This is a genomic window from Pseudaminobacter soli (ex Li et al. 2025) (genome assembly GCF_029892515.1).
Taxonomy (GTDB): domain Bacteria; phylum Pseudomonadota; class Alphaproteobacteria; order Rhizobiales; family Rhizobiaceae; genus Pseudaminobacter; species Pseudaminobacter soli_A.
Map to the genome: position 1 here is coordinate 201122 of NZ_JARXVF010000005.1, position 19542 is coordinate 220663.

Below are 19542 nucleotides of genomic sequence, written 5' to 3' on the forward strand. Positions count from 1 at the left end.
CGCAACATGCCGGCAAACCATGGCTGCAGGCGTGCCGACGGGCCTCGCCCGAGACGCCGCCGGTCGCGTGTAAGTGCTGCATTGACGACAGCGCCGGTCGAGAAAAGTTGATGCCCGCAGCCGTTGTCCGCCAACCGTAGCGCCCGAAATTCCTATTGGGTGGAACGCTTCCGAAGCCCAATATGCTTCCATCCGATTTTTGTGGGCTTGTCTTTCGATTCTGGAGAAAAGAGATGACGAGTCAGCTGATTAGAGCTCTGGCCGGCATCGGCCTTTTGTGCGCCTCTTCATTTTCAGCGTCAGCTTTCCCTACTGTCGCTCCCCTCGACACTGGCGCATCTTCTATGGTGCAGCCCATAGCACAGGGCTGCGGGCCGGGCGGCTGGCGTGGGCCGTATGGCGGTTGCCGCTTTGGGCGCTTTTACCGTGCGCACCCGTTTGGCGGGTACTATAGGCGCTTCTACCGCGTACATCCGTTTGGCGGGTATTACAGGCGCTTCTACCGCGTGCATCCGTTTGGCGGATACTACAGGCGCTACTACCGAGTGCACCCCTTTGGGTTCTACAGACGACCCTGGGGCGGCTACTATCGCGTGCGCCCCTTCGGCGGGTTCTACGGACGTCCGTGGGGCGGCTACTATCGTGTGCGCCCCTTCGGCGGGTTCTATGGGCGCCCCTGGGGTTACGGGTGGAGATAGTCCGCGCAGCCTTCAAACATGAATGGTGCCGTGAGCCGTCTGCTTGCGGCGCCATCAAGCTTTGACCGCTACGCCGCGTAGTCGGTTGTGGCTTGCCGAAAGAGCCGCTTGCCGGGCCACGCGCGCGATGATCAGATGCCGCCATCGGTACTGATCGGTTGAATGCAATGAGCCCTGAAAAAATCCGGCCACAAGCGGCCAGCGACACCAGCCGGCCCTTCGTCAAGATGCACGGGCTGCGCAATCACTTCGTGATCTTCGATCGGCGGATCGACCGTCGCGCCTTCCGGCGCGAAGACATCGTGCGCATCTGTGACCCGCAAGTCGGCGTCGGTGGTGATCAGTTGCTGACAATCGAACACCCCTCGGAAATGGGCTCTGCAGCCGGTGCCGATGCCGCCATGCGGATCTTCAACATCGACGGCCGCGAGGTTTCGGCTTGCGGCAACGCCACACGCTGCGTGGCGCATTTGCTACTTGAGGAAACGGGCGGCACCGAGCTTCTTCTCGAAACCGGCGGCGGCCTGCTGAAATGCCGGCGCTCCGGCCCGATGCAGGTCAGCGTCGAGATGGGACCGATCAGCGGCGACTGGCAGAGTTTTCCACTCGCCGAGGAAGTCGACACGACGCGACTGCCGGTTGAGAACGGCCCGCTCCGCGACGGCGTCGCCCTCTGGATCGGCAATCCGCACGCGGTCTATTTCGTCGACAGCCTTGCGGAGATCGACCTTCCGAACACCGCAGCCCCCATCCAGAACCATCCGCTATTCCCGGAAGGCGTGAATGTCGGCGTGGCCGAACTCGTCGACGACGAAACGATCCGGCTCGCGGTATGGGAGCGTCCCGGCATCGCCACCCAGGCATGCGGAACAGGTGCCTGCGTCGCCGCCTTCGCGGCGCGCATGAGAGGCCTGACAGAAGGCAACTGTTTCACCGTGCATCTTCCGGCAGGCGCCCTGACGATCGAGCTTGTCGGCGACATGGCGATCATGTCCGGGCCGGTCGCCTATTGCTGCCGGGGTTTCGTCGACTGCGAGGAAACGGTCTACGACTTCGCCTGAAGTGGCCGAAACGAGCCTCTCAGGCTTCGAAGTCGCCAAATGTGTCCTGAAGCCGGGTCAGGAGCTCGACGCGTTCGTTCACCTGGTCGCCAAGCAGCACGATGATGTTGCTCAAAAGCAGGTCCATCACCGCCATCATCGTCGCGGCGCCGTCCCACAAGGGCCCGTGCGACCCGGGCACGATCAGCGCCACGTCCGAAGCCTCCTTGGGCCACAGGCAGAACTCGTCGGTGAGCAGGATGACCTTGACCCCGGCTCGCCGCGCCTCGAGCGCAAGCGGCTGGGCTTTCGCCGCGAAGCGGCGCACGTCATGCAGGAAAAGGACCCGGCCCTCGACCGATCCGTCGAGCACCTCGGCATAGGTGCCGTTTAGCCCGTCGACGAACTGCACCCTGGGGCGGGTGTATGAAAGTTGGCTGGCAAAATACTGCGCGATTCCGCGCACATTCTGGTAGGCAGCGACATAGACCTCGCTTGCAGAAACCAGAAGATCGATCGCCTGCTGCCACTCGGGCGAGGTCGTGAGCCCGTATATCTGCCCCAGATTGTCGACCTGCTCCTGGATGAGCCCGGCAATGAGCTTTCCATCGCGAATGTCTTGCTGGAGGCGATCGACCTGGCCCTTGACCTCCCAGGCCGGGTTGGAGTGGCCCCGCCGCAGCTCATTCTTGAGGTCGTCGAGGCCATCGAAGCCCAGGCGACGCAGATAGCGGCCCACCGTCATCGGCGAGACGCGCAGATGGGTCGCGATGGAGCGGGCTGTCTCATAGGGCAGCTCCGCCATGTTGCGTTCGATGTAGTTGGCGATCAGGCGGTCGGTCTTGGACCGCCTGAGTTCCTCGCTTCGGACAAGCTTCAATATACGGTTGGACACTGCTTCCCCTGTATACCCGCCCGCCTGGGCAGGCGGGTAGCGATTGATCTACTGGGCGGTCTTGACTTTCGTCCATGCCCGGTCGAGCTGGCGCAGTCCGGAACCCAGATCCTCGAAGATCTGAAGACGCTTCATAGTCTCGTCGGTCGGGTTGATTTCCTTGCTATTCTTGATGTTCTCCGGCGTCAATTGGCGTGCCGGAACGTTGGGCGTTCCGTTCGTCTGCTGCGCGATGTTGAGCGCTGCAACCTCGGGACGCGTGTAGAACTGCATGAACTTGATCGCGTTTTCCTTGTTAGGCGCGGTCTTCAGCACGCAGATGTCTTCCTGGTACATGGTCGCCCCTTCCTCGGGGATCACGTAGCCGAGGTTTTTCGGGTCGCCGAAGACATCCACCATACCGCCGACGAAGAAATGCGCAGCCGCCACGTCACCCGACTGCACCATCGGCCGGGAATCATAAGTGAACGCCGCGACCTCGGGCTTGATGGCGATGATGGTGTCGGCCGCCTGCTGCAATTCGGCTGGATTGGTTGAGTTGACGGAATGGCCGTTCAGCATCATGCCGACCGCCATCACCTCGCGCATATCGTCGAGCAGCGTGAACTTGACGCCCTTGGCCTTCGCGGTTTCAAAGAGATCGTGCCAGCCGGTAATGTCCTTGCCCAGAACCGTGCGGTTGTAGAGGATGCCGACGGTGCCGAATGCATAGGGAAGGCAGTATTCTCCGTTGGGGTCGCTCTTGGCACGCAGGAACTGCGGGTCGATGTTCTTGAAGCCTTCATACTGGTTGATGTCGGTCTTCTCGAGCAGGTCGAGCTTGGCCATGATGTCCTGCATGTGGACGGACGGGAAGACGATGTCGTAGCCGGTGGCTCCGCCCTGGATCTTGGCCAGCATTTCCTCGTTGGAGGAATAGGTGGAGAGGTTGACCTTGATCTTGGTCTCCTCCTCGAACTTCTTCAGGACTTCGGGGTTGATGTACTCACCCCAGTTATAGATGTTGAGCTCGGCGGAAAACGCCATGCTGGCCGTGGACAGAAGCGCCGCCATCGTGGCGAGAGCGGCGCGGGCGGCGCGGGCCAGCGAGCTTTTCCGGCGGGTCTCCCCCCGCCGCGATTTTGAATTGCGCATTGAGTATTCCCCTTCTTTGCCGCCCGAACTGTGCTCCGTGCCGGTGCCGGTCTTCCGGATGCCTGTCGAGCGTTGACTTCGACCCAGAAATGATATCCACATATCCAAAACGCACAAGCGTTATATTAATAACATTTTTGGGGAACGACTGATGCGAGATTCGATGGTCCGGCTGGAGGGGGCCACAAAGATCTTTTCCACTCCTGAAGGGCAAAGCCTGAGGGCGCTCGACGGCATCGACATCGATGTGGGGCGCAACGAATTCATCACGCTTCTGGGTCCGTCCGGCTGCGGAAAGACCACGCTGCTTCAGGCGATCAGCGGCTTCGTCGAGCTCGACTCCGGGCGGGTGATCATCGATGGTCATGAGATGAGCGACCGCCCGCCTTACCGGCGCCCGGTCAACACCGTCTTCCAGAACTACGCCCTGTTCCCCCACATGAGCGTGGGCGAAAACGTCGGCTATTCGCTGGAAGTGGCCAGGGTCACGAAGGCGGAGCGGACCGAGAGGGTCGCGGCCGCATTGCGGATGGTCGGCCTGGAAGGGATGGAGAACCGACGCCCGCGGCAGCTCTCCGGCGGGCAACAGCAGCGCGTGGCACTGGCGCGCGCATTGATCGCACGCCCAAAACTCCTGCTTCTCGATGAGCCGCTCTCGGCGCTGGACAAGAACCTGCGCGAAACGATGCAACTCGAGCTCAAAACGCTGCAGCATGACCTCGGCATTTCCTTCGTCTTCGTCACCCACGACCAGCAGGAAGCGCTCACAATGTCGGATCGCATCGCGGTCCTGTCTAACGGGCGGATCCAGCAGGTCGACACCCCGCGCGCCATCTATGACCACCCGGCCAACACCTTCGTTGCGAGCTTCATCGGCGCCAGCAACCTTTTCGAGGGGCAGGCCGACGGCGACGTCGTGACCACCGCGGAAGGGGCATCGATCCGCCACGGTTCCACTGGAACCAACAGCCGCGTGACGGCGCTCATTCGGCCCGAGCATTTTTTCCTCGATGCGACGGAAGGCTATCCGGCGCTCGATGTGGTGGTGGAGCAGATCGTCTTCGTCGGATCGAGCTTCGAGCTATTCGGCCGTACCGAGCAGGGTCGGCGCCTTTCAGCGCATGTGCCGGCGGCAAGGCGTGCAACCGTCGGCGCGCTGGAGCAAGGCCAGAAGTCCCGGTGGTATTACGATCCCTCCGCGGTCCATCTCATCCGGGCGGAGGCGGCCTGACATGTCGGCAAGGCTTCTCCGCCGCATCCAGCTTGCCGCCCTCCTCGGCCCGGTCTCGCTGTTCCTGATCGTGTTCTTCCTCGTTCCGCTCACGATCATGATCGTGACGAGCTTTTTGACGCCGGGCCTCTATGGCGGCGTGGAGTGGAGTTTTTACCCGCACAATTTCGGGCGCATCCTCGGCTTCGCCGATCCGGCCTTCGAGGAATTCGACCCGGTCTACATGGCGATCTTCTTCAGGTCCCTCAGGATCGCGGCCCTCACCGTCATCGCCACGCTGGTGGTCTGCTATCCGGCGGCCTTCTGCGTGTCGCTCCTGCCCGACCGCTGGAAGAGCTTCTGCTTGTTCCTCATCACCCTGCCGTTCTTCAGCAGCCTGATCGTGCGGCTGTTCGTCTGGGTGCTCATTCTGAGGCAGACCGGCCTTGCCAACGAAGTGCTGCTTGCCCTCGGCATCATCGCCCAGCCGCTCAACATGATCTACACGGATGGCGCGATCATCCTCGGCATGGTCTACATCTTCATTCCCTTCATGTTCATGCCGATCTACGCCAGCGTCGAAAAGCTCGACTGGCGGCTTGTGCAGGCCTCCCTCGACCTGGGCGCCGGGCCGGTGCGCACCTTCCTGCGCATCGTGCTGCCGCTCACGGCCCCGGGTGTTGTCGGCGGCGCGGTCATCGTGTTCATCCCTGCACTCGGCAACTTCATCGTGCCTGCCGTGCTTGGTGGCGCGAAGGTCATGATGCTCGGCAACCTGATCGAGACCCAGTTCCTGGCAGCACGCAACTGGCCCTTCGGCTCGGCGCTGGCCATGATGGTCATGGCGGTGATGCTGGTCCTCCTGCTCGCCTATGTCCTTGTCAGCGGACGCCGCAACGCGGCTGCCGCCCTGTCCTGAGGAGAAACCGATGAGGATCGCAGCTTCGCTGTTCCGCGGCAGTCTCTACGCCTACACCGCGCTCTTCTTCGCCTTCATCTACATTCCGCTCGTGCTGATCGTGGTCTATTCGTTCAACGCGAACCCGATCAACATGATGACCTGGAGCGGCTTCACGACCGAATGGTATGCCCAGGTCCTAGGCTTCAAGACGACGATCTCGGAGAACGCGCTTTACATCGAATCCACCGACCAGCTTGTTGCGGCGGTTCTGAACAGCCTCAAGATCGCGACCGCCACGACCATCATCGCGACCGTTTTCGGCACGGCCATCGCGCTCGCCCTCCACCGCTTCAATTTCGTCGGGCAGGGCTTTTATCGAGTTGTGATGTTCATGCCGATGCTGATGCCGGACATCGTGCTGGGCATCGCGCTGCTGATCTTTTTCGTCAATGCGGGCATCAGCCTTGGCATCACCACCATCATCATCGGCCAGTGCACTTTCCTGATTTCCTACGTCTTCATCGTCGTGTCGGCGCGGCTGGCCGGCATGGACCGTACGCTCGAGAATGCGTCCGCCGATCTCGGCGCCAACGAGTGGACGACCTTCAGGCGCGTGGTCCTGCCCCAGCTCATGCCGGGCATACTGGGCGGCGCGCTGCTGGCCTTCATCATTTCGATGGACGACCTGGTGATCACCTATTTCATCGCCGGCGTCGACGTGACCACCTTGCCGATGTTCATCTTCTCCATGCTAAGACGCGGCATCAAACCGGAAATCAACGCCATCGCCGTGATGATGCTGACGTTCTCCTTCGTCATCGCATCCTTCGGCCTCTATCTTCGCTCAAGACAAAAGTGATCATGAAGAATTCGACAAACTCACCGCAGAAACCGCGCGGTCGCGACCTCGGCTTGCCCTTCCGCGGGGAAACCGGCCCGCTCAACGCCATCACCGATGTCGAAGGCATCGCCGTCGGTTTTCGCACCATCTGGGAAGATGCTCCGCGCGCCGGGCGCAAGCGGCCAATGCGGACCGGGGTTACGGCCATCGTCCCGCATGCCGGGTCCGAGACGCCGGTTCCCGTCTATGCCGGCGTTCACCGCTTCAACGGCAATGGCGAGATGACCGGCACGCATTGGATCGAGGATGGCGGCTACTTCCTCGGGCCGATGCTGATCACCAACACCCATGGCATCGGCATGGCGCACCATGGTGCGATCAAATGGATGCTGGATCGCTACCCTACCACCTATGACACCGACGATTTCCTCTGGATCATGCCTGTCGTGGCCGAGACCTATGACGGCGCCCTCAACGACATCAACGGCATGCATATCGGCGAGGCCGATGTCAGGGCCGCTCTTGATGCCGCGGCACCTGGCCCGGTCCAGGAAGGCAACTGCGGCGGCGGCACCGGTATGATCACCTATGGCTTCAAGGGAGGCACCGGCACCTCGTCGCGCGTCGTCGAACTCGACGGCAAGCAATACACGATCGGAACGCTCGTCCAGGCCAATCACGGCCAGCGCGACTGGCTGACCATCTGCGGAGTGCCGGTGGGCCAGCACATGCGCGACGGCACCCCGCAAAGCCAGCTCAAGGAGCGTGGGTCGATCATCGTCGTCATCGCCACGGACCTGCCGCTTGCGCCGCACCAGTTGCAGCGGGTGGCACGCCGCGCCTCGATCGGGATTGGCCGCAACGGAACGCCCGGCGGCAACAATTCAGGCGACATCTTCCTCGCCTTCTCCACCGCCAACCAACGCCCCATGCAACACCGCGCGCCGCCGCGCATGCAGATCGAGATCGTCAACGACGAACTTCTGGACCCCATCTACATGGCCGTGGTCGACAGCGTGGAAGAGGCCGTCGTCAATGCCATGCTTGCGGCGGAAGACATGGGCGGCACGCCTCACGATCGGCTGAAGGTCGAGGCCATCAAGCACGAGCCGCTTCTCGACGTCATGCGCCACTATGGGCGGGTGAACGCGTAGGCGTTCGCAATTACCCCCGTGGCCGTTGTCGCAGGAACTCAGCGACAACGGCCACTCCTCCCCAGCCCGCCTTAGCCGGCTGACGAAGAAAGCTTCGAACGCCGCCACTCGCTGGGCGCCATGCCGGTGCGCAGGCGGAAGAAACGGGAGAAATAGGCCGGGTCCCGAAAACCGATTTCGTAGGCAATGTCCTCAAGCGGGCGGACGGTGAACAGCAGCAGCCGCTTTGCTTCCAGCAGACGGCGCTCGTTGACGAGCTCTTTGACCTGCATTCCGAAGGCGGCATTGCAGGCCTTGGCCAGCAGATGCGGCGTCGTTGCGAGCGCCGCCGTGTAGCGCTCGACACTCCAGTTTTCACGGAAATGCGCATCGATCATGCGGCGCAGTTGGGTCGCAAGCACGAGATGCGGCGGATGAGCCACCGAAGGCAGGTCCGCAGCAAGGCGGGCGATCTGCGTCAGGATCGCCGCTGTGAGGGACGCCATCACCATCTGACTTCCCGCTCCCGCGCCGGCATACTCCCCGGCGGCGATGTCGATCAGACGCGCGAGGCGATCCCACAGCCCGTCCTCGCCAATGCCCCAGATCATCACGGGCACGTCGAGGGGCAGGATCGTCTGCTCCCGGATCGACAGCAGGGCACCGTCCGCGATGGAGATGACGACGGCGTCGCTTTCGGTCGGCTCGACGGAAAATCCATGGACGATCCCACTCGGCACGAAGCTCACGGCTGGCGCAGAAAAGTCCAATCTTTTGTCTTCGATGAAGTAGGAGCCGCTACCGCGCATCCAGTAGGTGACCTGCCCCATCAGGTCGTGTTTGTGCGCGCTCACCTGCCCCTGATGCAGGATTCGCCGCGCCATGACCGTTTCCACATGGAAAAAGCCGGGTTCGAGCGGCTGCTCAGGTTCGCCATAGACAAAGAAGCTGGGAATGGCCTGGCTCATGCTTCACCAGAAAAAGTGCAAGTCATTTTGCCATTCTGTCCATGGCGACGGCCGCGCGCAATGCCTAGTCTTGATGCAACTCACGGGAGGAGTGACATGAGAGCTGAAGAATTTCGCGCCGACGCGGCGCGGCCGTTCACCGGTGCCGAATATCTGGAAAGCCTGCGCGACGGGCGCGAGGTCTATATCAACGGCGAAAGGGTCGCGGACGTCACGGCTCATCCGGCGATGCGCAATTCGGTAAGGTCGCTTGCCCGCCTCTACGATGCGCTGCACGATCCTGCGAAGAAGGACGTCCTGACCTCGCCGACCGACACCGGCTCGGGCGGCTACACGCACAAATATTTCCGCGTGGCGCGGTCGTCGGCCGATCTCGCCGCGCAGCAGGGCGCCATCGCCGAGTGGGCGCGCATGTCCTACGGCTGGATGGGGCGCACCGCCGACTACAAGGCCGCGCTGATGAACACGCTGGGCGCAAACGCCGCCTGGTACGGCCCGTTCAAGGACAACGCGCTGGCCTGGCACAAGCGTGCACAGGAAGCAGCACTGTTCATGAACCACGCGATCGTCAACCCGCCGATCGACCGCCACAAGCCCGCCGATGCCGTGAAAGACGTGTTCGTCCACATCACCAAGGAAACGGACGCGGGCATCTATGTTTCGGGCGCCAAGGTCGTGGCGACCTCCTCGGCGCTGACCCACTACAATTTCCTGGCGCAGAGCTCGGCCACTGTCACCGAGGATCCGTCGCTGTCGGTCATGTTCATCGTGCCGATGAATGCGCCTGGGATAAAAATGTTCTGCCGCGTTTCTTACGAGCAGACGGCCAACACGGTCGGCCACCCCTTCGACTATCCGCTCTCCTCCCGCTTCGACGAGAACGACGCGATCCTCGTGCTCGACAATGTGTTCGTCCCCTGGGAGGACGTTCTGGTGCTGCGCGACGCCGCCAAGATCCTGTCCTTCCATCCGGCATCGGGCTTCATGCATGGCTACTGCTTCCAGGGCTGCACGCGCTTTGCAGTCAAGCTCGACTTCCTGGCCGGGCTTCTCGCCAAGGCGTTGCGGGCGACTGGCGGCGATGCGTTCCGCGGCAACCAGGCCGCACTCGGCGAGGTCATCGCGCTCAGGCACATGTTCTGGAGCTTTTCCAACGCCATGGCCTACAACCCCATCCCTTGGGCGGATGGTGCGGTGCTTCCCAATCTGGAAGCAGCCCTCTCCTACAGGACCTTCATGTCCGAAGCCTATCCGCGCGTGATCGAGACGATCCGCAAGGTCATCGCCTCGGGTCTCATCTACCTGCCCTCGTCGGCGAAGGATTTCGGCAATAGCGAGATCGACCGCTACCTGGCGCAATATGTGCGCGGCTCCAACGACATGGGCCATATTGAGCGCATCAAGATCATGAAGCTGTTGTGGGATGCGACGGGCACCGAGTTCGGCGGCCGCCACGCCCTCTACGAGCTCAACTATGCCGGTGCGCCGGAAGAGGTGAGGCTGCAGGTGCTGAAGGGCGCCGAGCGCGGCGGGCGCCTCAAGGAAATGGAAGCGCTGGTCGACACCTGCATGGCCGACTACGACGAGAACGGCTGGACGAACGGCACCTGGCTGCCGCCCCTTGCCCAGTCCTGATGGTGGACGCGATCGGCGAGCCCGTTTCCAGGACCGAATTCAGGAACGCGATGGCGCGGGTCTGCGCGCCGGTCAATGTCATCACCACCAACGGACCCGCCGGGCGCGGCGGGTTCACCGCTACCGCCATGTGCTCGGTGACCGACGATCCGCCCAGCGTGCTGGTCTGCATGAACAGCCGCTCGGCGCAGTGCCCACTTTTCATCGAGAACGGGCGCTTCTGCGTGAATGTGCTGAGCCACGACCACAAGGAGTTGGCGGCCCATTTCGCCGGGGCAACGGCAGACATGGTCGAACGCTACTTGGCCGCAAACTGGATCGAGATGGCCTCGGGCAACTATGCGCTGGCCGACGCCATCGTCGCGCTCGACTGCGAACTTTCGGACGCGCGGCTAGTGGGCACGCACCATGTCTTTATCGGCCGCGTGGACGCCATTCGCACGCGGCCGGACGGTAATGCGCTTCTCTATTTCGACCGCAACTACGTTCACGTGCCGACACAGCTCGGCAGTTTTGGCGGTTAGCGAAGCCTACAGAGCAACCTCCAATGCTGCCGGCGCGCGAAACTCCCAGCCCCTGAAGCGCACTGGGGCTTGGTCTTGCAACTGAATGTCAGGAGCGTTGTCGATCAGGTAGCGGAGGGCTGTGGTGATCTGTTGCCGGGCGAACCAGCGGCCGGCACAGAAATGATGACCGAAGCCGAAAGCGGCATGATTGCCTTCGTTGCGATGGATATTGAAACGCCCCGGCTCGCTGAACCGGCTCTCGCAATGCGACGCCGAGGCCAGGATCGCGGCGACGGGCTGGCCGCCAGGGATCGTCGTCCCGCCGATTTCCACATCCCGGGTCGTCTGCCGCGTCTGGGTGCCGATCGGCGTTACCCAGCGCAAGCCTTCGTCGACGGCCCGCGGCAGCAGCCTGTCCATGTCGGCTTTCACTTCGGCGAACTGATCCGGATTTTGCAGAAGTCCGGTCATGATGGAGCCGGCGCCGTGGCCCGGCTCCTGCATGCCGCCGAGCAGGATGACTTTCAGCGTCGGCAACAGGAACGAGAAAGGACGGCTTTCGCCTTCCGGCATGCCATCGTGCAGCATGTGGGAGAGAGCGGAATCATCGGGCGCTTTGCTCAACCGCTCCATCACGGGCGTGACGGTCTCCGTGATTTCGCTGCTGATTTCATCGGCAACTTTCTGCCGCTCGGGATCGCATTCGAAATTCACCGCCCCTTGGGCCAGCCCGAAGAACCAGCGGCGCAGCGTTTTAAGGTCGACCTCGCCAAGACCAAGCGAATGGGCGAGGCTGAGGATCGAGATCGGCTCGAAATAGCCTGACATCAAATCGCCGCCGCCATTGGCCCGCAAGGTGGACAGGCACTCCCGGGCAATCGGCAAGACCAGATCGTCCAAATAGGTCGTGACGCGTTTCGGATGGTATTTCGGATCGACGCCGCTTCTCAGGCATTGGTGCACCGGCCCGTCCGTGGTGATGATCGTCGGCTTGCCCCAACTCCTTTCGACCGGCGAGCTGTCGACCTCTGCGCCGAACAGTTCCGGGGTTTTCGAGAGATACTCGACATCCTTGAAGCGTGTCACAAACCAGAGATTGACGGCCGGAATATAAGCGACCGGCATTTCCCTCCGTAGCCGCGCATAGATCGGATAGGGGTCGGCTTCAAGTTCCTCAACCGTAATGTCATCCACGAAAGCCATGGCAGTCTCCTCCTCCTGCTGGCCGTGAATTCCTTGCTAAAGTTGGATCCAGGCCGTCTTCAAATCCGTGTACTTGTCCAGCGCATGCAGCGACTTGTCATAGCCGTTGCCGGACTGCTTCACGCCGCCGAGCGGCACCGTGTTGTCGGCACCGCCATAGGTGTTCACATGCACCACGCCGGCGCGAATGCCGCGCACCATGCGATGCGCGCGGGAAAGGTTCGACGTCCACACCGCCGAGGCAAGGCCGTATTCGGTTGCGTTGGCGATGCGCAGGGCATCCGCCTCGTTGTTGAAGGGAATGATGGACAGGATCGGCCCAAAAGCCTCTTCCCTGGCGAGCGTCATTTCCGGCGAAACGTCGAACACGGTCGGCTCCATGTAGAAGCCGCCGGTTTCTTCCAGTATCCGCTTGCCTCCGGTTCTGAGGCGCGCGCTCTCGCCGAGCGCCTGTTCCACGAAGCCGAGATTCTTGCTGAGCTGCACATCGCTCGAAATCGCGCCCGCCTGCGTCGTCAGCAATAGCGGATCGCCCACCTTCATCTCGGCGGCAATGGCCGCGACCCTTTCCGAAAAAGCCTCGTAAATCGAGCGCTCGACGAGCAGCCGCGAGCCGGCAACGCAGACCTGGCCGGAATTGCGGAAGATGCCGTAGGCGGAAACTTTTGCGGCCTGGTCGAGATCGGGCGCGTCGGCGAAGACGACATTGGGCGACTTGCCGCCTAGTTCCAGATAGACGCGCTTGAGGTTAGAGCGCGCCGAATATTCAAGGAGACGGCGGCCAACATTGCCCGAGCCGGTGAAGGCGAGCACGTCTATGTCCGGGTGCAGGCCGATCGCTTCGCCGGTTACCGCGCCCCTGCCCGTCACGACATTGAGAACGCCTTCCGGCAGGCCGGCCTCGGCGCAGATCTCGGCAAGCCGCAGCAAGGTCAGCGACGCTCCTTCGGCAGGCTTCAGCACGACGGAGTTTCCGGCGGCAAGCGCCGGCGCCACCTTCCAGGCGCCGATCATCATCGGGAAATTCCACGGCACGATGGCCGCGACCACGCCCACCGGTTCGCAGTGGATGAGGCCGAGAACGTTTCCGGCCGTCGGCGCGACCTCTCCGTAAACCTTGTCGAGCGCCTCCGCATAGTAGCGGAAAGTGCCCGCCGCACTCCCCGGCTCCGCCTTCAGCGCCATGGAGATTTCGGTGCCGTTGTCGCGCACGCCCAGAACCGCAAGTTCCAGCGCGTGTTTCTCGATCAGGTCGGCGATCCGGCCCAGCACCTTCTTCCGCTCTGCCGGGGCTGCCCTCGACCAGACACCCTTTTCAAAGGCAGCGCGGGCGGCGCTAACCGCCGCATCCACATCATGGCCATCGGCGTCGGCAATGGTCGTGAGCCGGCTTCCGTCGATGGGAGAGATGACGTCGAGCGTTGCGCCCGACCGGGCTTCGCGCCAGTTGCCCGCCACAAACAGCTTTTGCGCCGGAACATTGTTCAGACGCAACAGATCGATCTTTTCCTGCATGGCGGGTTCCTGTCGGCGAATTCAAGGATGGTCGAACCGGCGGGGAGTTTCCCCGCCGGTTCATGATTATCAGGCTTCCAGGCCGGCGCCGAGGCGGGCGAAGGAAACGCTGTTTCGGGATTTCAGCGATGCCGCTAGCGCCATGCCGACGACGCCGGCAATCAGCACCAGCCCCGGCAGGAAGACGGCAAGGAAGCCGCCCGCACCGGCAAGGTCGCCGAAATTGGCGGCGATGAAGATCACCAGAGCCAGAAGGATCAGGCCAGCGATAACCGGGATGATCCTGGTCACGAGCAGGCTAGGTTCGAGGCCGGGATTGCGGCCGAAGAAGACCACGATGGCAAAGGCTGTCAGCACCATCAGCACCATGATGGCGAGCGTGCCGACATTGGTCAGCCAGGAGAAGAGCGCCAGAACCGGGTCCTGACCGGTGAAGGCGAAAAGCCCGACGACGAGAACCGCGATGATCGTCTGGATGACCGAAGCCACATGCGGGCTCTGGTAGACCGGATGGGTGACGCCGATCGATTCCGGCAGCAGCTTTTCGCGGCCGGCCACATACATGTAGCGGGCAACGCCGTTATGGAAGGCAAGCACACTGGCGAACAGGCTGGTGACGAACAGGAGGTTCATGATCGGAGGCAGCCAGGAGCCGACATAGCGCTCGGCCAGGCCGAAGAGGAAGGTTGTCGGATCGGCAAGTCCCTGCAGTTCCGGCACGAGTTTCTCGGCGCCCGCGCCGTTCACCATCAGCCACGAGGTGAACATGTAGAACAGGCCGATGATCAGCACCGAGATATAGGTCGCGCGCGGCACGGTCTTGTGCGGCTCGCGGGCTTCTTCGCTGTAGATCGTGGTCGCCTCGAAGCCGATGAAGGCGGCAAAGCAGAACAGAATGCCGATCGACGGCGAACCGCTGAAGAAGGCGGTGGGCGTGAAGGACGAGAAGGTGATGCCGCTGTCGCCGCCCTTGCCGAGGATCGCGACGTCGATGATCATCACGACCGCATATTCGAGAAGGACCAGAATGGTCAGGATCTTCGCCGAAAGATCGACGCGGCGATAGCCAAACACCGCCACTAGCGCAATGCCGATATAGGTCCAGACCCACCAGGGCAGCTCCAGCCCCATACTGGCGAAAAAGCCCGACGTGGCCGCGCCGAACAGGCCGAAAATGCCGATCTGCATGCAGTTATAAGCAAGGATGGCGATGAGCGCGGCGGACCCGCCCATCATGCCGCCGAGCCCCTGCGCAGTGTATGCGTAGAAAGCTCCGGCGTTGCGGATATGCCGCGCCATTGCGACGTAGCCGACCGCAAACAGCAAGAGCACGGTGGTGACCAGCAGGAAGCCGGCCGGAATGCCGGCGCCGTTGCCGAGCATCATCGAAAGCGGCACGCCGCCTGCAACCGCCGTCAGCGGTGCGGCTGCCGAAACCACGAGAAATGTAACCGCGCCGACACCAAGCGCGTTCTTGCGCAACTGGTTCGCGCCGCTCGCGGGTGAAGATTGACCGTCCATGTTTTCGCTCCCCTTTTTGGCAGCTTGTGCCATTTGCCCTGGTCGGTTTTCCAAGGCCTCCTCCGTCGAAGCGAATTGAGACAGCGAATTTCCTCCTTGGCCGCTCACTATTACTGGTTCATTATTTGAACCATCGCTTCAAATATAGACTTGCAAAGGGTGCATCGACCTGTCAAGTTATTTCGCATGTTAAGTATCCCGGCTGACGGAATCGGCCATTCGCAATCGCCCAAGGGGGGACAGGCTTCGGGAGACTTCAGGCGGCGCTCAGCAGCGGAGGAAATGATGAGCACCATCGGGAAGGCGCTGACCTTGCTGGACGCGGTATCGCGCCTGGAAAAGGAAGTCGGCCTCAGCGAGATCGCAAGGCACTGCGGGCTCGACAAGGCCACCGCTCGCCGCTTTCTCGTCGAGCTGGAAAAGCACGGCTTCGTCGAGCAGGACCCCGAAACCCGGCGCTATCGTATCGGCGGAGCGCCGGTGCGCTTGGCGCGCATCCGGGAGGCTCGCTTTCCCTATCTCAGCACCGCCGCCCCATTCGTCCGGGAACTCGCGGAAGCATCGGGCGAAACCGTGCACCTGTCGGAATATACTGCCGGCAGGCTTGCGACGGTTCTTGTGGAGGACTCGCCGCGCGCCCACCGCGTCATCGTCGATGTCGGCAGCGTCCTGCCCTTTCACGCGACTGCTTCGGGCCTGGCCTTCATCGCCTCCTGCCCTGCAAGGCAGGTGGAGGACGTGCTGTCCGCGCCACTCGAAGCCTTCACTGAGAATACGGTCACCTCTGCAGACGACCTGCGGAGCCTTTTGGCCGAAACGGCAAGGCGCGGCTATTCGATCTGCCTGCAAGGCCTCGAAAGCGGCGTGATCAGCACGGCCGCGCCGATAAAGGCGCCGGGCAGCATGCCGATCGGCACCATCGCGGTTGCCGCGCCCTTGGTCCGCGCCGACGAAGCGACGATCCACCGGCTCGGGTCGGCCGCCGCGGCCACCGCAAAACGAATTTCAGAAAAATTCTTTGGACTTGAGCAGTATGCTGCTCAGCCGCTGGCGAGGAGGGCCGGCTGATGAATGGGGCGAACCGTCTACCCAACATACTGGTCCTGGGAACGGGAGACACAAAGAGCGAGGAACTCGAGTTCATGGCTTCCGTCATTCAGGAAGCAGGCGGCGTGCCGGTCATGGTCGACGTCAGCATTCTCGGCGACCCTCCCTATAAGCCTGAATATTCGCGGCACGACGTTGCCGCCGCAGTGGGCATGACCATCGAGGCTATTGCCACCAGTGGCGACGAAAACAGCGCCATGGAACTGATGGCGACGGGTGCTGCCACCCTCGTCCGCAACCTCCATGAAGCCGGCCAGGTGGATGGCGTCATCGTCCTTGGCGGTTCGCTCGGCACCGACCTTGCACTCGACGTCGCCGCCGTCCTGCCGCTTGGCGTGCCGAAATTCGTGGTTTCGACCATCGCCTATTCGCACCTCTTGCCGCCGGAACGCATCGCGCCGGACCTGATGATGATCCTCTGGGCCGGCGGCTTGTACGGACTGAACAGCATCTGCCGTTCGGTGCTGTCGCAGGCCTGCGGCGCGGTCGTCGGCGCCGCCCGCTTCGGCATCAGACCAAACAGCGAGCGTCCGCTCATCGGCATGACCTCGCTGGGGTCGAGCTGCCTCAAATACATGAAATACCTCAAGCCCGAACTGGAACGCCGCGGCTATGACGTGGCTGTCTTCCACGCGACCGGCATGGGCGGCCGCGCCTTCGAGGCGATTGCCGCGCAGAAGGGCTTTGCGGCGGTCTTCGATTTCTGCATCCAGGAGGTGAGCAACCATCACCATGGAACAGTGGTCACCTCCGGCCCAGACCGCATGGAAAATGCCGGCCGCGTCGGCATACCCCAGCTCGTCGCGCCCGGCGCGGTCGACATGGTCGACCTGCAGGCCTGGCGGGAGCTGCCCGCTCAACTGGCCGACCGGCCCTATCACGCCCACAATCGCCTGATCGGGTCGGTCACCACTGCTCCGGAAGGGCGGCGTGAGATCGCCCGCGTCATCGGCGGCAAGCTGGCCGGGACGAACGCCGAGGTCGCCTTCATCCTGCCGCTCAAAGGCATCCAGGAATGGGACCAGGAAAACGAGCCGCTGCACGAGCCCGAAGCGCTCGACGCCTTCATCGACGAGATGCGGCGCGCGGTTCCCGGCACCGTCAGCCTGCATGAGGTGGACGGCCACATCAACGAGCCGGAATTCTCGATAAAAGCGCTCGCCATCTTCGACGAGTGGATCGCACGCGGCATCGTGCCCGAGGGCCGGCCGTGACCGGACGAGCACTGATCCTCGATTTCGGCGGCGTCGTCACGCGCACGCTCTTCGAGACCCACGACGTGACCGAACGCGCGCTTGGACTTGCGCCCGGTAGCCTGACATGGCGCGGGCCGTTCGACCCCGCGACCGATCCGGTCTGGGTGTCCATGCAGAAGCGCGAAATCACCGAGCGCGATTACTGGATGACGCGCACTGAGGAAGTCGGCCGTCTCGTCGGCGAAGACTGGACCGACATGAAGACCTTCGTGCAGCGCGCTCGCGGCGCCGATGCCGAACTCGTGCTGCGCCCGGAAGCCCGCGACGCCATCCTCAAGGCGAAAGAGGCCGGCATCCGGCTCGCCATCCTCTCCAACGAACTCGACCTGTTTTACGGGGTCGAGTTCCGCAAGCGCTTCCCGTTGATTGATCTCTTCGAGATCATCGTGGATGCCACCTACACCAAGATATTGAAGCCCGATCCCCGCGCCTACGAGCTTGTTCTGTCGGAACTCGACCTGCCGCGCGCGGACTGCGTCTTCGTCGACGACCAGAAGAAGAATATCGAGGGGGCGGAAGCGGTAAAACTTCCTTGCGTCCATTTCGATGTCACCCGGCCTGCCAAGGGCTACGCGACAGCCCTCACGATGCTCGGCCTTTGAACGGACAGGAACGAAAAATGCGTGAAGCCAATTTCCTCATCGAGAACAATGCCCGCCATCTGTGGCATCCGATGGCCCATCCGGCCGAGATGCAGGCGTCGCCGCCCAAGATCGTCAATGCCGGCGAAGGCGTCGAAATCACCGACATCCATGGCAAGCGCGTGCTTGATGCTGTCGGCGGGCTCTGGAACGTCAATCTCGGCTATTCCTGCGAGCCGGTGAAGGAGGCCATCCGCCAGCAGCTCGAGCAGCTTCCCTATTATTCGACCTTCCGCGGCACCACCAATTCACCGCTCATCGAGCTGTCCTACGAACTGGCTGAGTGGTTCAAGGAGGACGGCCTCGTCCGCTCCTTCTTCACCTCCGGCGGCTCCGATTCCGTGGAAACCTGCCTGCGTCTCGCGCGCCAGTACCACAAGCTGAATGGCCAGCCCGAGCGGACGAAGTTCGTTGCGCTGAAGAAAGGCTATCACGGCACGCATTTCGGCGGCGCGTCCGTCAACGGCAATTCCAACTTCCGCCGCAACTACGAGCCGCTGCTGCCCGGCGTCTTCCATCTTCCCTCGCCCTTCACCTACCGCAACCCGTTCGGCACGACTGACGGGGCAGAGATTGCCAAAGGCATTGCCCGCCTCTTCGAGGACGAGATCGCCTTCCAGGGCGCGGACACGATCGCCGCGCTGATCATGGAGCCGGTTCTCGGCGCGGGCGGGGTGATCGTGCCGCATGAGACCTTCATGCCGCTGATGCGGGAGATCTGCGAACGCCATGGCATCCTGCTCATCGCCGACGAGGTGATCACCGCTTTCGGCCGCACCGGCGCCTGGACGGGCTCGCGCCTTTGGGGCGTCAAGCCGGATCTGATGTCCACCGCCAAGGCAATCACCAACGGCTACTTCCCGTTCGGCGCGGTGATGATCTCCGAAAAGGTCGCGCAGGTCTTCGAGAACAACAAGTGCGCGATGGGTTCCATAGGCCACGGCTACACCTATTCCGGCCACCCGGTCGGCGCGGCGGCAGCGCTTGCCACGCTGAAGGAAACGAAGCGGCTCGATGTCGCCCGCAATGCCAAAGCGCGCGGCGAGGAATTGCTAGCCGGCCTCAACGAACTGCAGCAGCGTCACGAGCTGGTCGGCGACGTGCGCGGCAAGGGGCTGATGTGCGCGCTCGAGCTCGTTTCCGACCGGGAGAAGAAGGCCGCCGCGGCGAAGGACGTGGTCCAGAAGGTCTACGAGGTCGCCTATGAGGCGGGTGTCATGGTCCGCACCTCGGGCGCGAACGTCATCATCTCGCCGCCGCTCGTCATCACCGCCGCAGATGTCACCCGCATCATCTCCGCGCTCGATGCCGGTCTCTCCGCTGCCGGGGGCAAGTGAG

At 62.7% G+C, this 19542-nt stretch carries 18 protein-coding genes; 12 read left to right on the forward strand and 6 right to left on the reverse strand.

The genetic code is table 11. The features are described from left to right. The first annotated feature begins 344 nt into the window (after nt 1–344). On the forward strand, nt 345–698 hold the full coding sequence (locus M2281_RS29255) for a GCG_CRPN prefix-to-repeats domain-containing protein (RefSeq protein ID WP_425537774.1): 354 nt from the start codon (nt 345–347) through the stop codon (nt 696–698). 167 nt (nt 699–865) lie between these two features. Further along, nucleotides 866–1759 carry a diaminopimelate epimerase gene (dapF, locus tag M2281_RS20540; RefSeq protein ID WP_280823043.1) on the forward strand — a complete coding sequence of 298 codons (894 nt, stop codon included), beginning with the start codon at nt 866–868 and terminating at the stop codon, nt 1757–1759. Nucleotides 1760–1778: 19 nt separating this feature from the next. Here dapF and M2281_RS20545 read toward each other — a convergent pair whose 3' ends face one another. Then, the gene (locus M2281_RS20545) at nt 1779–2633 is read right to left on the reverse strand and encodes a MurR/RpiR family transcriptional regulator (protein WP_280823044.1); all 855 of its coding nucleotides are present in this window, start codon (nt 2631–2633) and stop codon (nt 1779–1781) included. A gap of 48 nt (nt 2634–2681) precedes the next feature. Continuing rightward, nucleotides 2682–3686, reverse strand: a complete 1005-nt coding sequence (locus M2281_RS20550) for a polyamine ABC transporter substrate-binding protein (RefSeq protein WP_425537775.1) — start codon at nt 3684–3686, stop codon at nt 2682–2684. Between the two features lie 232 nt (nt 3687–3918). Between M2281_RS20550 and M2281_RS20555 the strand changes: the two genes are divergently transcribed. From M2281_RS20555 to M2281_RS20570, 4 genes are read left to right on the forward strand one after another with little or no spacing between them, the layout of a single operon-like run. Beyond that, complete coding sequence (locus tag M2281_RS20555; RefSeq protein ID WP_280823046.1) at nt 3919–4998, forward strand: ABC transporter ATP-binding protein; 1080 nt, start codon at nt 3919–3921, stop codon at nt 4996–4998. 1 nt (nt 4999) lies between these two features. Next, nucleotides 5000–5896 carry an ABC transporter permease gene (locus M2281_RS20560; RefSeq protein ID WP_280823047.1) on the forward strand — a complete coding sequence of 299 codons (897 nt, stop codon included), beginning with the start codon at nt 5000–5002 and terminating at the stop codon, nt 5894–5896. Between the two features lie 10 nt (nt 5897–5906). Beyond that, nucleotides 5907–6737: an ABC transporter permease gene (locus M2281_RS20565; RefSeq protein WP_280823048.1), complete on the forward strand. Its 831-nt coding sequence runs from the start codon at nt 5907–5909 to the stop codon at nt 6735–6737. A gap of 2 nt (nt 6738–6739) precedes the next feature. Further along, nucleotides 6740–7873: a P1 family peptidase gene (locus M2281_RS20570; RefSeq protein ID WP_280823049.1), complete on the forward strand. Its 1134-nt coding sequence runs from the start codon at nt 6740–6742 to the stop codon at nt 7871–7873. Nucleotides 7874–7944: 71 nt separating this feature from the next. Here the strand turns inward: M2281_RS20570 and M2281_RS20575 are convergent, their stop codons facing one another. Further along, nucleotides 7945–8820: a helix-turn-helix domain-containing protein gene (locus M2281_RS20575; RefSeq protein WP_280823050.1), complete on the reverse strand. Its 876-nt coding sequence runs from the start codon at nt 8818–8820 to the stop codon at nt 7945–7947. A 96-nt stretch (nt 8821–8916) separates the two neighbouring features. Here M2281_RS20575 and M2281_RS20580 point away from each other — a divergent pair, with 96 nt between their 5' ends. Together M2281_RS20580 and M2281_RS20585 are read left to right on the forward strand one after the other, a co-directional pair. Next, nucleotides 8917–10455, forward strand: a complete 1539-nt coding sequence (locus M2281_RS20580; RefSeq protein WP_280823051.1) for a 4-hydroxyphenylacetate 3-hydroxylase N-terminal domain-containing protein — start codon at nt 8917–8919, stop codon at nt 10453–10455. Next, nucleotides 10455–10979: a flavin reductase gene (locus M2281_RS20585; protein WP_425537767.1), complete on the forward strand. Its 525-nt coding sequence runs from the start codon at nt 10455–10457 to the stop codon at nt 10977–10979. Before M2281_RS20580 ends, M2281_RS20585 begins: the two co-directional genes overlap by 1 nt. A gap of 6 nt (nt 10980–10985) precedes the next feature. Here the strand turns inward: M2281_RS20585 and M2281_RS20590 are convergent, their stop codons facing one another. The 3 genes from M2281_RS20590 to M2281_RS20600 form a co-directional block, all read right to left on the reverse strand. Then, complete coding sequence (locus M2281_RS20590; protein ID WP_280823052.1) at nt 10986–11924, reverse strand: cytochrome P450; 939 nt, start codon at nt 11922–11924, stop codon at nt 10986–10988. A gap of 276 nt (nt 11925–12200) precedes the next feature. Further along, nucleotides 12201–13679 (reverse strand): aldehyde dehydrogenase, encoded by a 1479-nt coding sequence (locus M2281_RS20595; RefSeq protein WP_280823053.1) that lies wholly within the window; start codon nt 13677–13679, stop codon nt 12201–12203. Between the two features lie 69 nt (nt 13680–13748). Continuing rightward, nucleotides 13749–15200, reverse strand: a complete 1452-nt coding sequence (locus M2281_RS20600; protein ID WP_280823054.1) for an APC family permease — start codon at nt 15198–15200, stop codon at nt 13749–13751. A 285-nt stretch (nt 15201–15485) separates the two neighbouring features. Here M2281_RS20600 and M2281_RS20605 point away from each other — a divergent pair, with 285 nt between their 5' ends. The 4 genes from M2281_RS20605 to M2281_RS20620 are packed head-to-tail and all read left to right on the forward strand — an operon-like array spanning nt 15486 to nt 19541. Then, nucleotides 15486–16268: an IclR family transcriptional regulator gene (locus M2281_RS20605; protein WP_280823055.1), complete on the forward strand. Its 783-nt coding sequence runs from the start codon at nt 15486–15488 to the stop codon at nt 16266–16268. Continuing rightward, nucleotides 16268–17521 (forward strand): Tm-1-like ATP-binding domain-containing protein, encoded by a 1254-nt coding sequence (locus M2281_RS20610; RefSeq protein ID WP_280823056.1) that lies wholly within the window; start codon nt 16268–16270, stop codon nt 17519–17521. Before M2281_RS20605 ends, M2281_RS20610 begins: the two co-directional genes overlap by 1 nt. After that, entirely contained in the window at nt 17518–18165 is a 648-nt protein-coding gene (locus M2281_RS20615; protein ID WP_280823057.1) for an HAD family hydrolase, read from the forward strand. The genes M2281_RS20610 and M2281_RS20615 overlap by 4 nt, the downstream gene beginning before the upstream one ends. Before the next feature lie 17 nt (nt 18166–18182). Beyond that, complete coding sequence (locus M2281_RS20620) at nt 18183–19541, forward strand: aspartate aminotransferase family protein (RefSeq protein WP_280823058.1); 1359 nt, start codon at nt 18183–18185, stop codon at nt 19539–19541. Nucleotide 19542 lies beyond the last annotated feature (1 nt).

Excerpts from the sequence above, each read along its gene's own strand:
- M2281_RS20605 (WP_280823055.1), top strand. The coding sequence starts at position 15,486 with ATGAGCACCATCGGGAAGGCGCTGACCTTGCTGGACGCGGTATCGCGC.
- M2281_RS20610 (WP_280823056.1), top strand. The coding sequence starts at position 16,268 with ATGAATGGGGCGAACCGTCTACCCAACATACTGGTCCTGGGAACGGGA.
- M2281_RS20555 (WP_280823046.1), top strand. The coding sequence starts at position 3,919 with ATGCGAGATTCGATGGTCCGGCTGGAGGGGGCCACAAAGATCTTTTCC.
- M2281_RS20565 (WP_280823048.1), top strand. The coding sequence starts at position 5,907 with ATGAGGATCGCAGCTTCGCTGTTCCGCGGCAGTCTCTACGCCTACACC.
- M2281_RS20595 (WP_280823053.1), bottom strand. The coding sequence starts at position 13,679 with ATGCAGGAAAAGATCGATCTGTTGCGTCTGAACAATGTTCCGGCGCAA.
- M2281_RS20575 (WP_280823050.1), bottom strand. The coding sequence starts at position 8,820 with ATGAGCCAGGCCATTCCCAGCTTCTTTGTCTATGGCGAACCTGAGCAG.
- M2281_RS20570 (WP_280823049.1), top strand. The coding sequence starts at position 6,740 with ATGAAGAATTCGACAAACTCACCGCAGAAACCGCGCGGTCGCGACCTC.
- M2281_RS20600 (WP_280823054.1), bottom strand. The coding sequence starts at position 15,200 with ATGGACGGTCAATCTTCACCCGCGAGCGGCGCGAACCAGTTGCGCAAG.
- M2281_RS20585 (WP_425537767.1), top strand. The coding sequence starts at position 10,455 with ATGGTGGACGCGATCGGCGAGCCCGTTTCCAGGACCGAATTCAGGAAC.
- M2281_RS20580 (WP_280823051.1), top strand. The coding sequence starts at position 8,917 with ATGAGAGCTGAAGAATTTCGCGCCGACGCGGCGCGGCCGTTCACCGGT.
- M2281_RS20560 (WP_280823047.1), top strand. The coding sequence starts at position 5,000 with ATGTCGGCAAGGCTTCTCCGCCGCATCCAGCTTGCCGCCCTCCTCGGC.
- dapF (WP_280823043.1), top strand. The coding sequence starts at position 866 with ATGAGCCCTGAAAAAATCCGGCCACAAGCGGCCAGCGACACCAGCCGG.
- M2281_RS29255 (WP_425537774.1), top strand. The coding sequence starts at position 345 with ATGGTGCAGCCCATAGCACAGGGCTGCGGGCCGGGCGGCTGGCGTGGG.
- M2281_RS20550 (WP_425537775.1), bottom strand. The coding sequence starts at position 3,686 with ATGGCGGCGCTTCTGTCCACGGCCAGCATGGCGTTTTCCGCCGAGCTC.
- M2281_RS20620 (WP_280823058.1), top strand. The coding sequence starts at position 18,183 with ATGCGTGAAGCCAATTTCCTCATCGAGAACAATGCCCGCCATCTGTGG.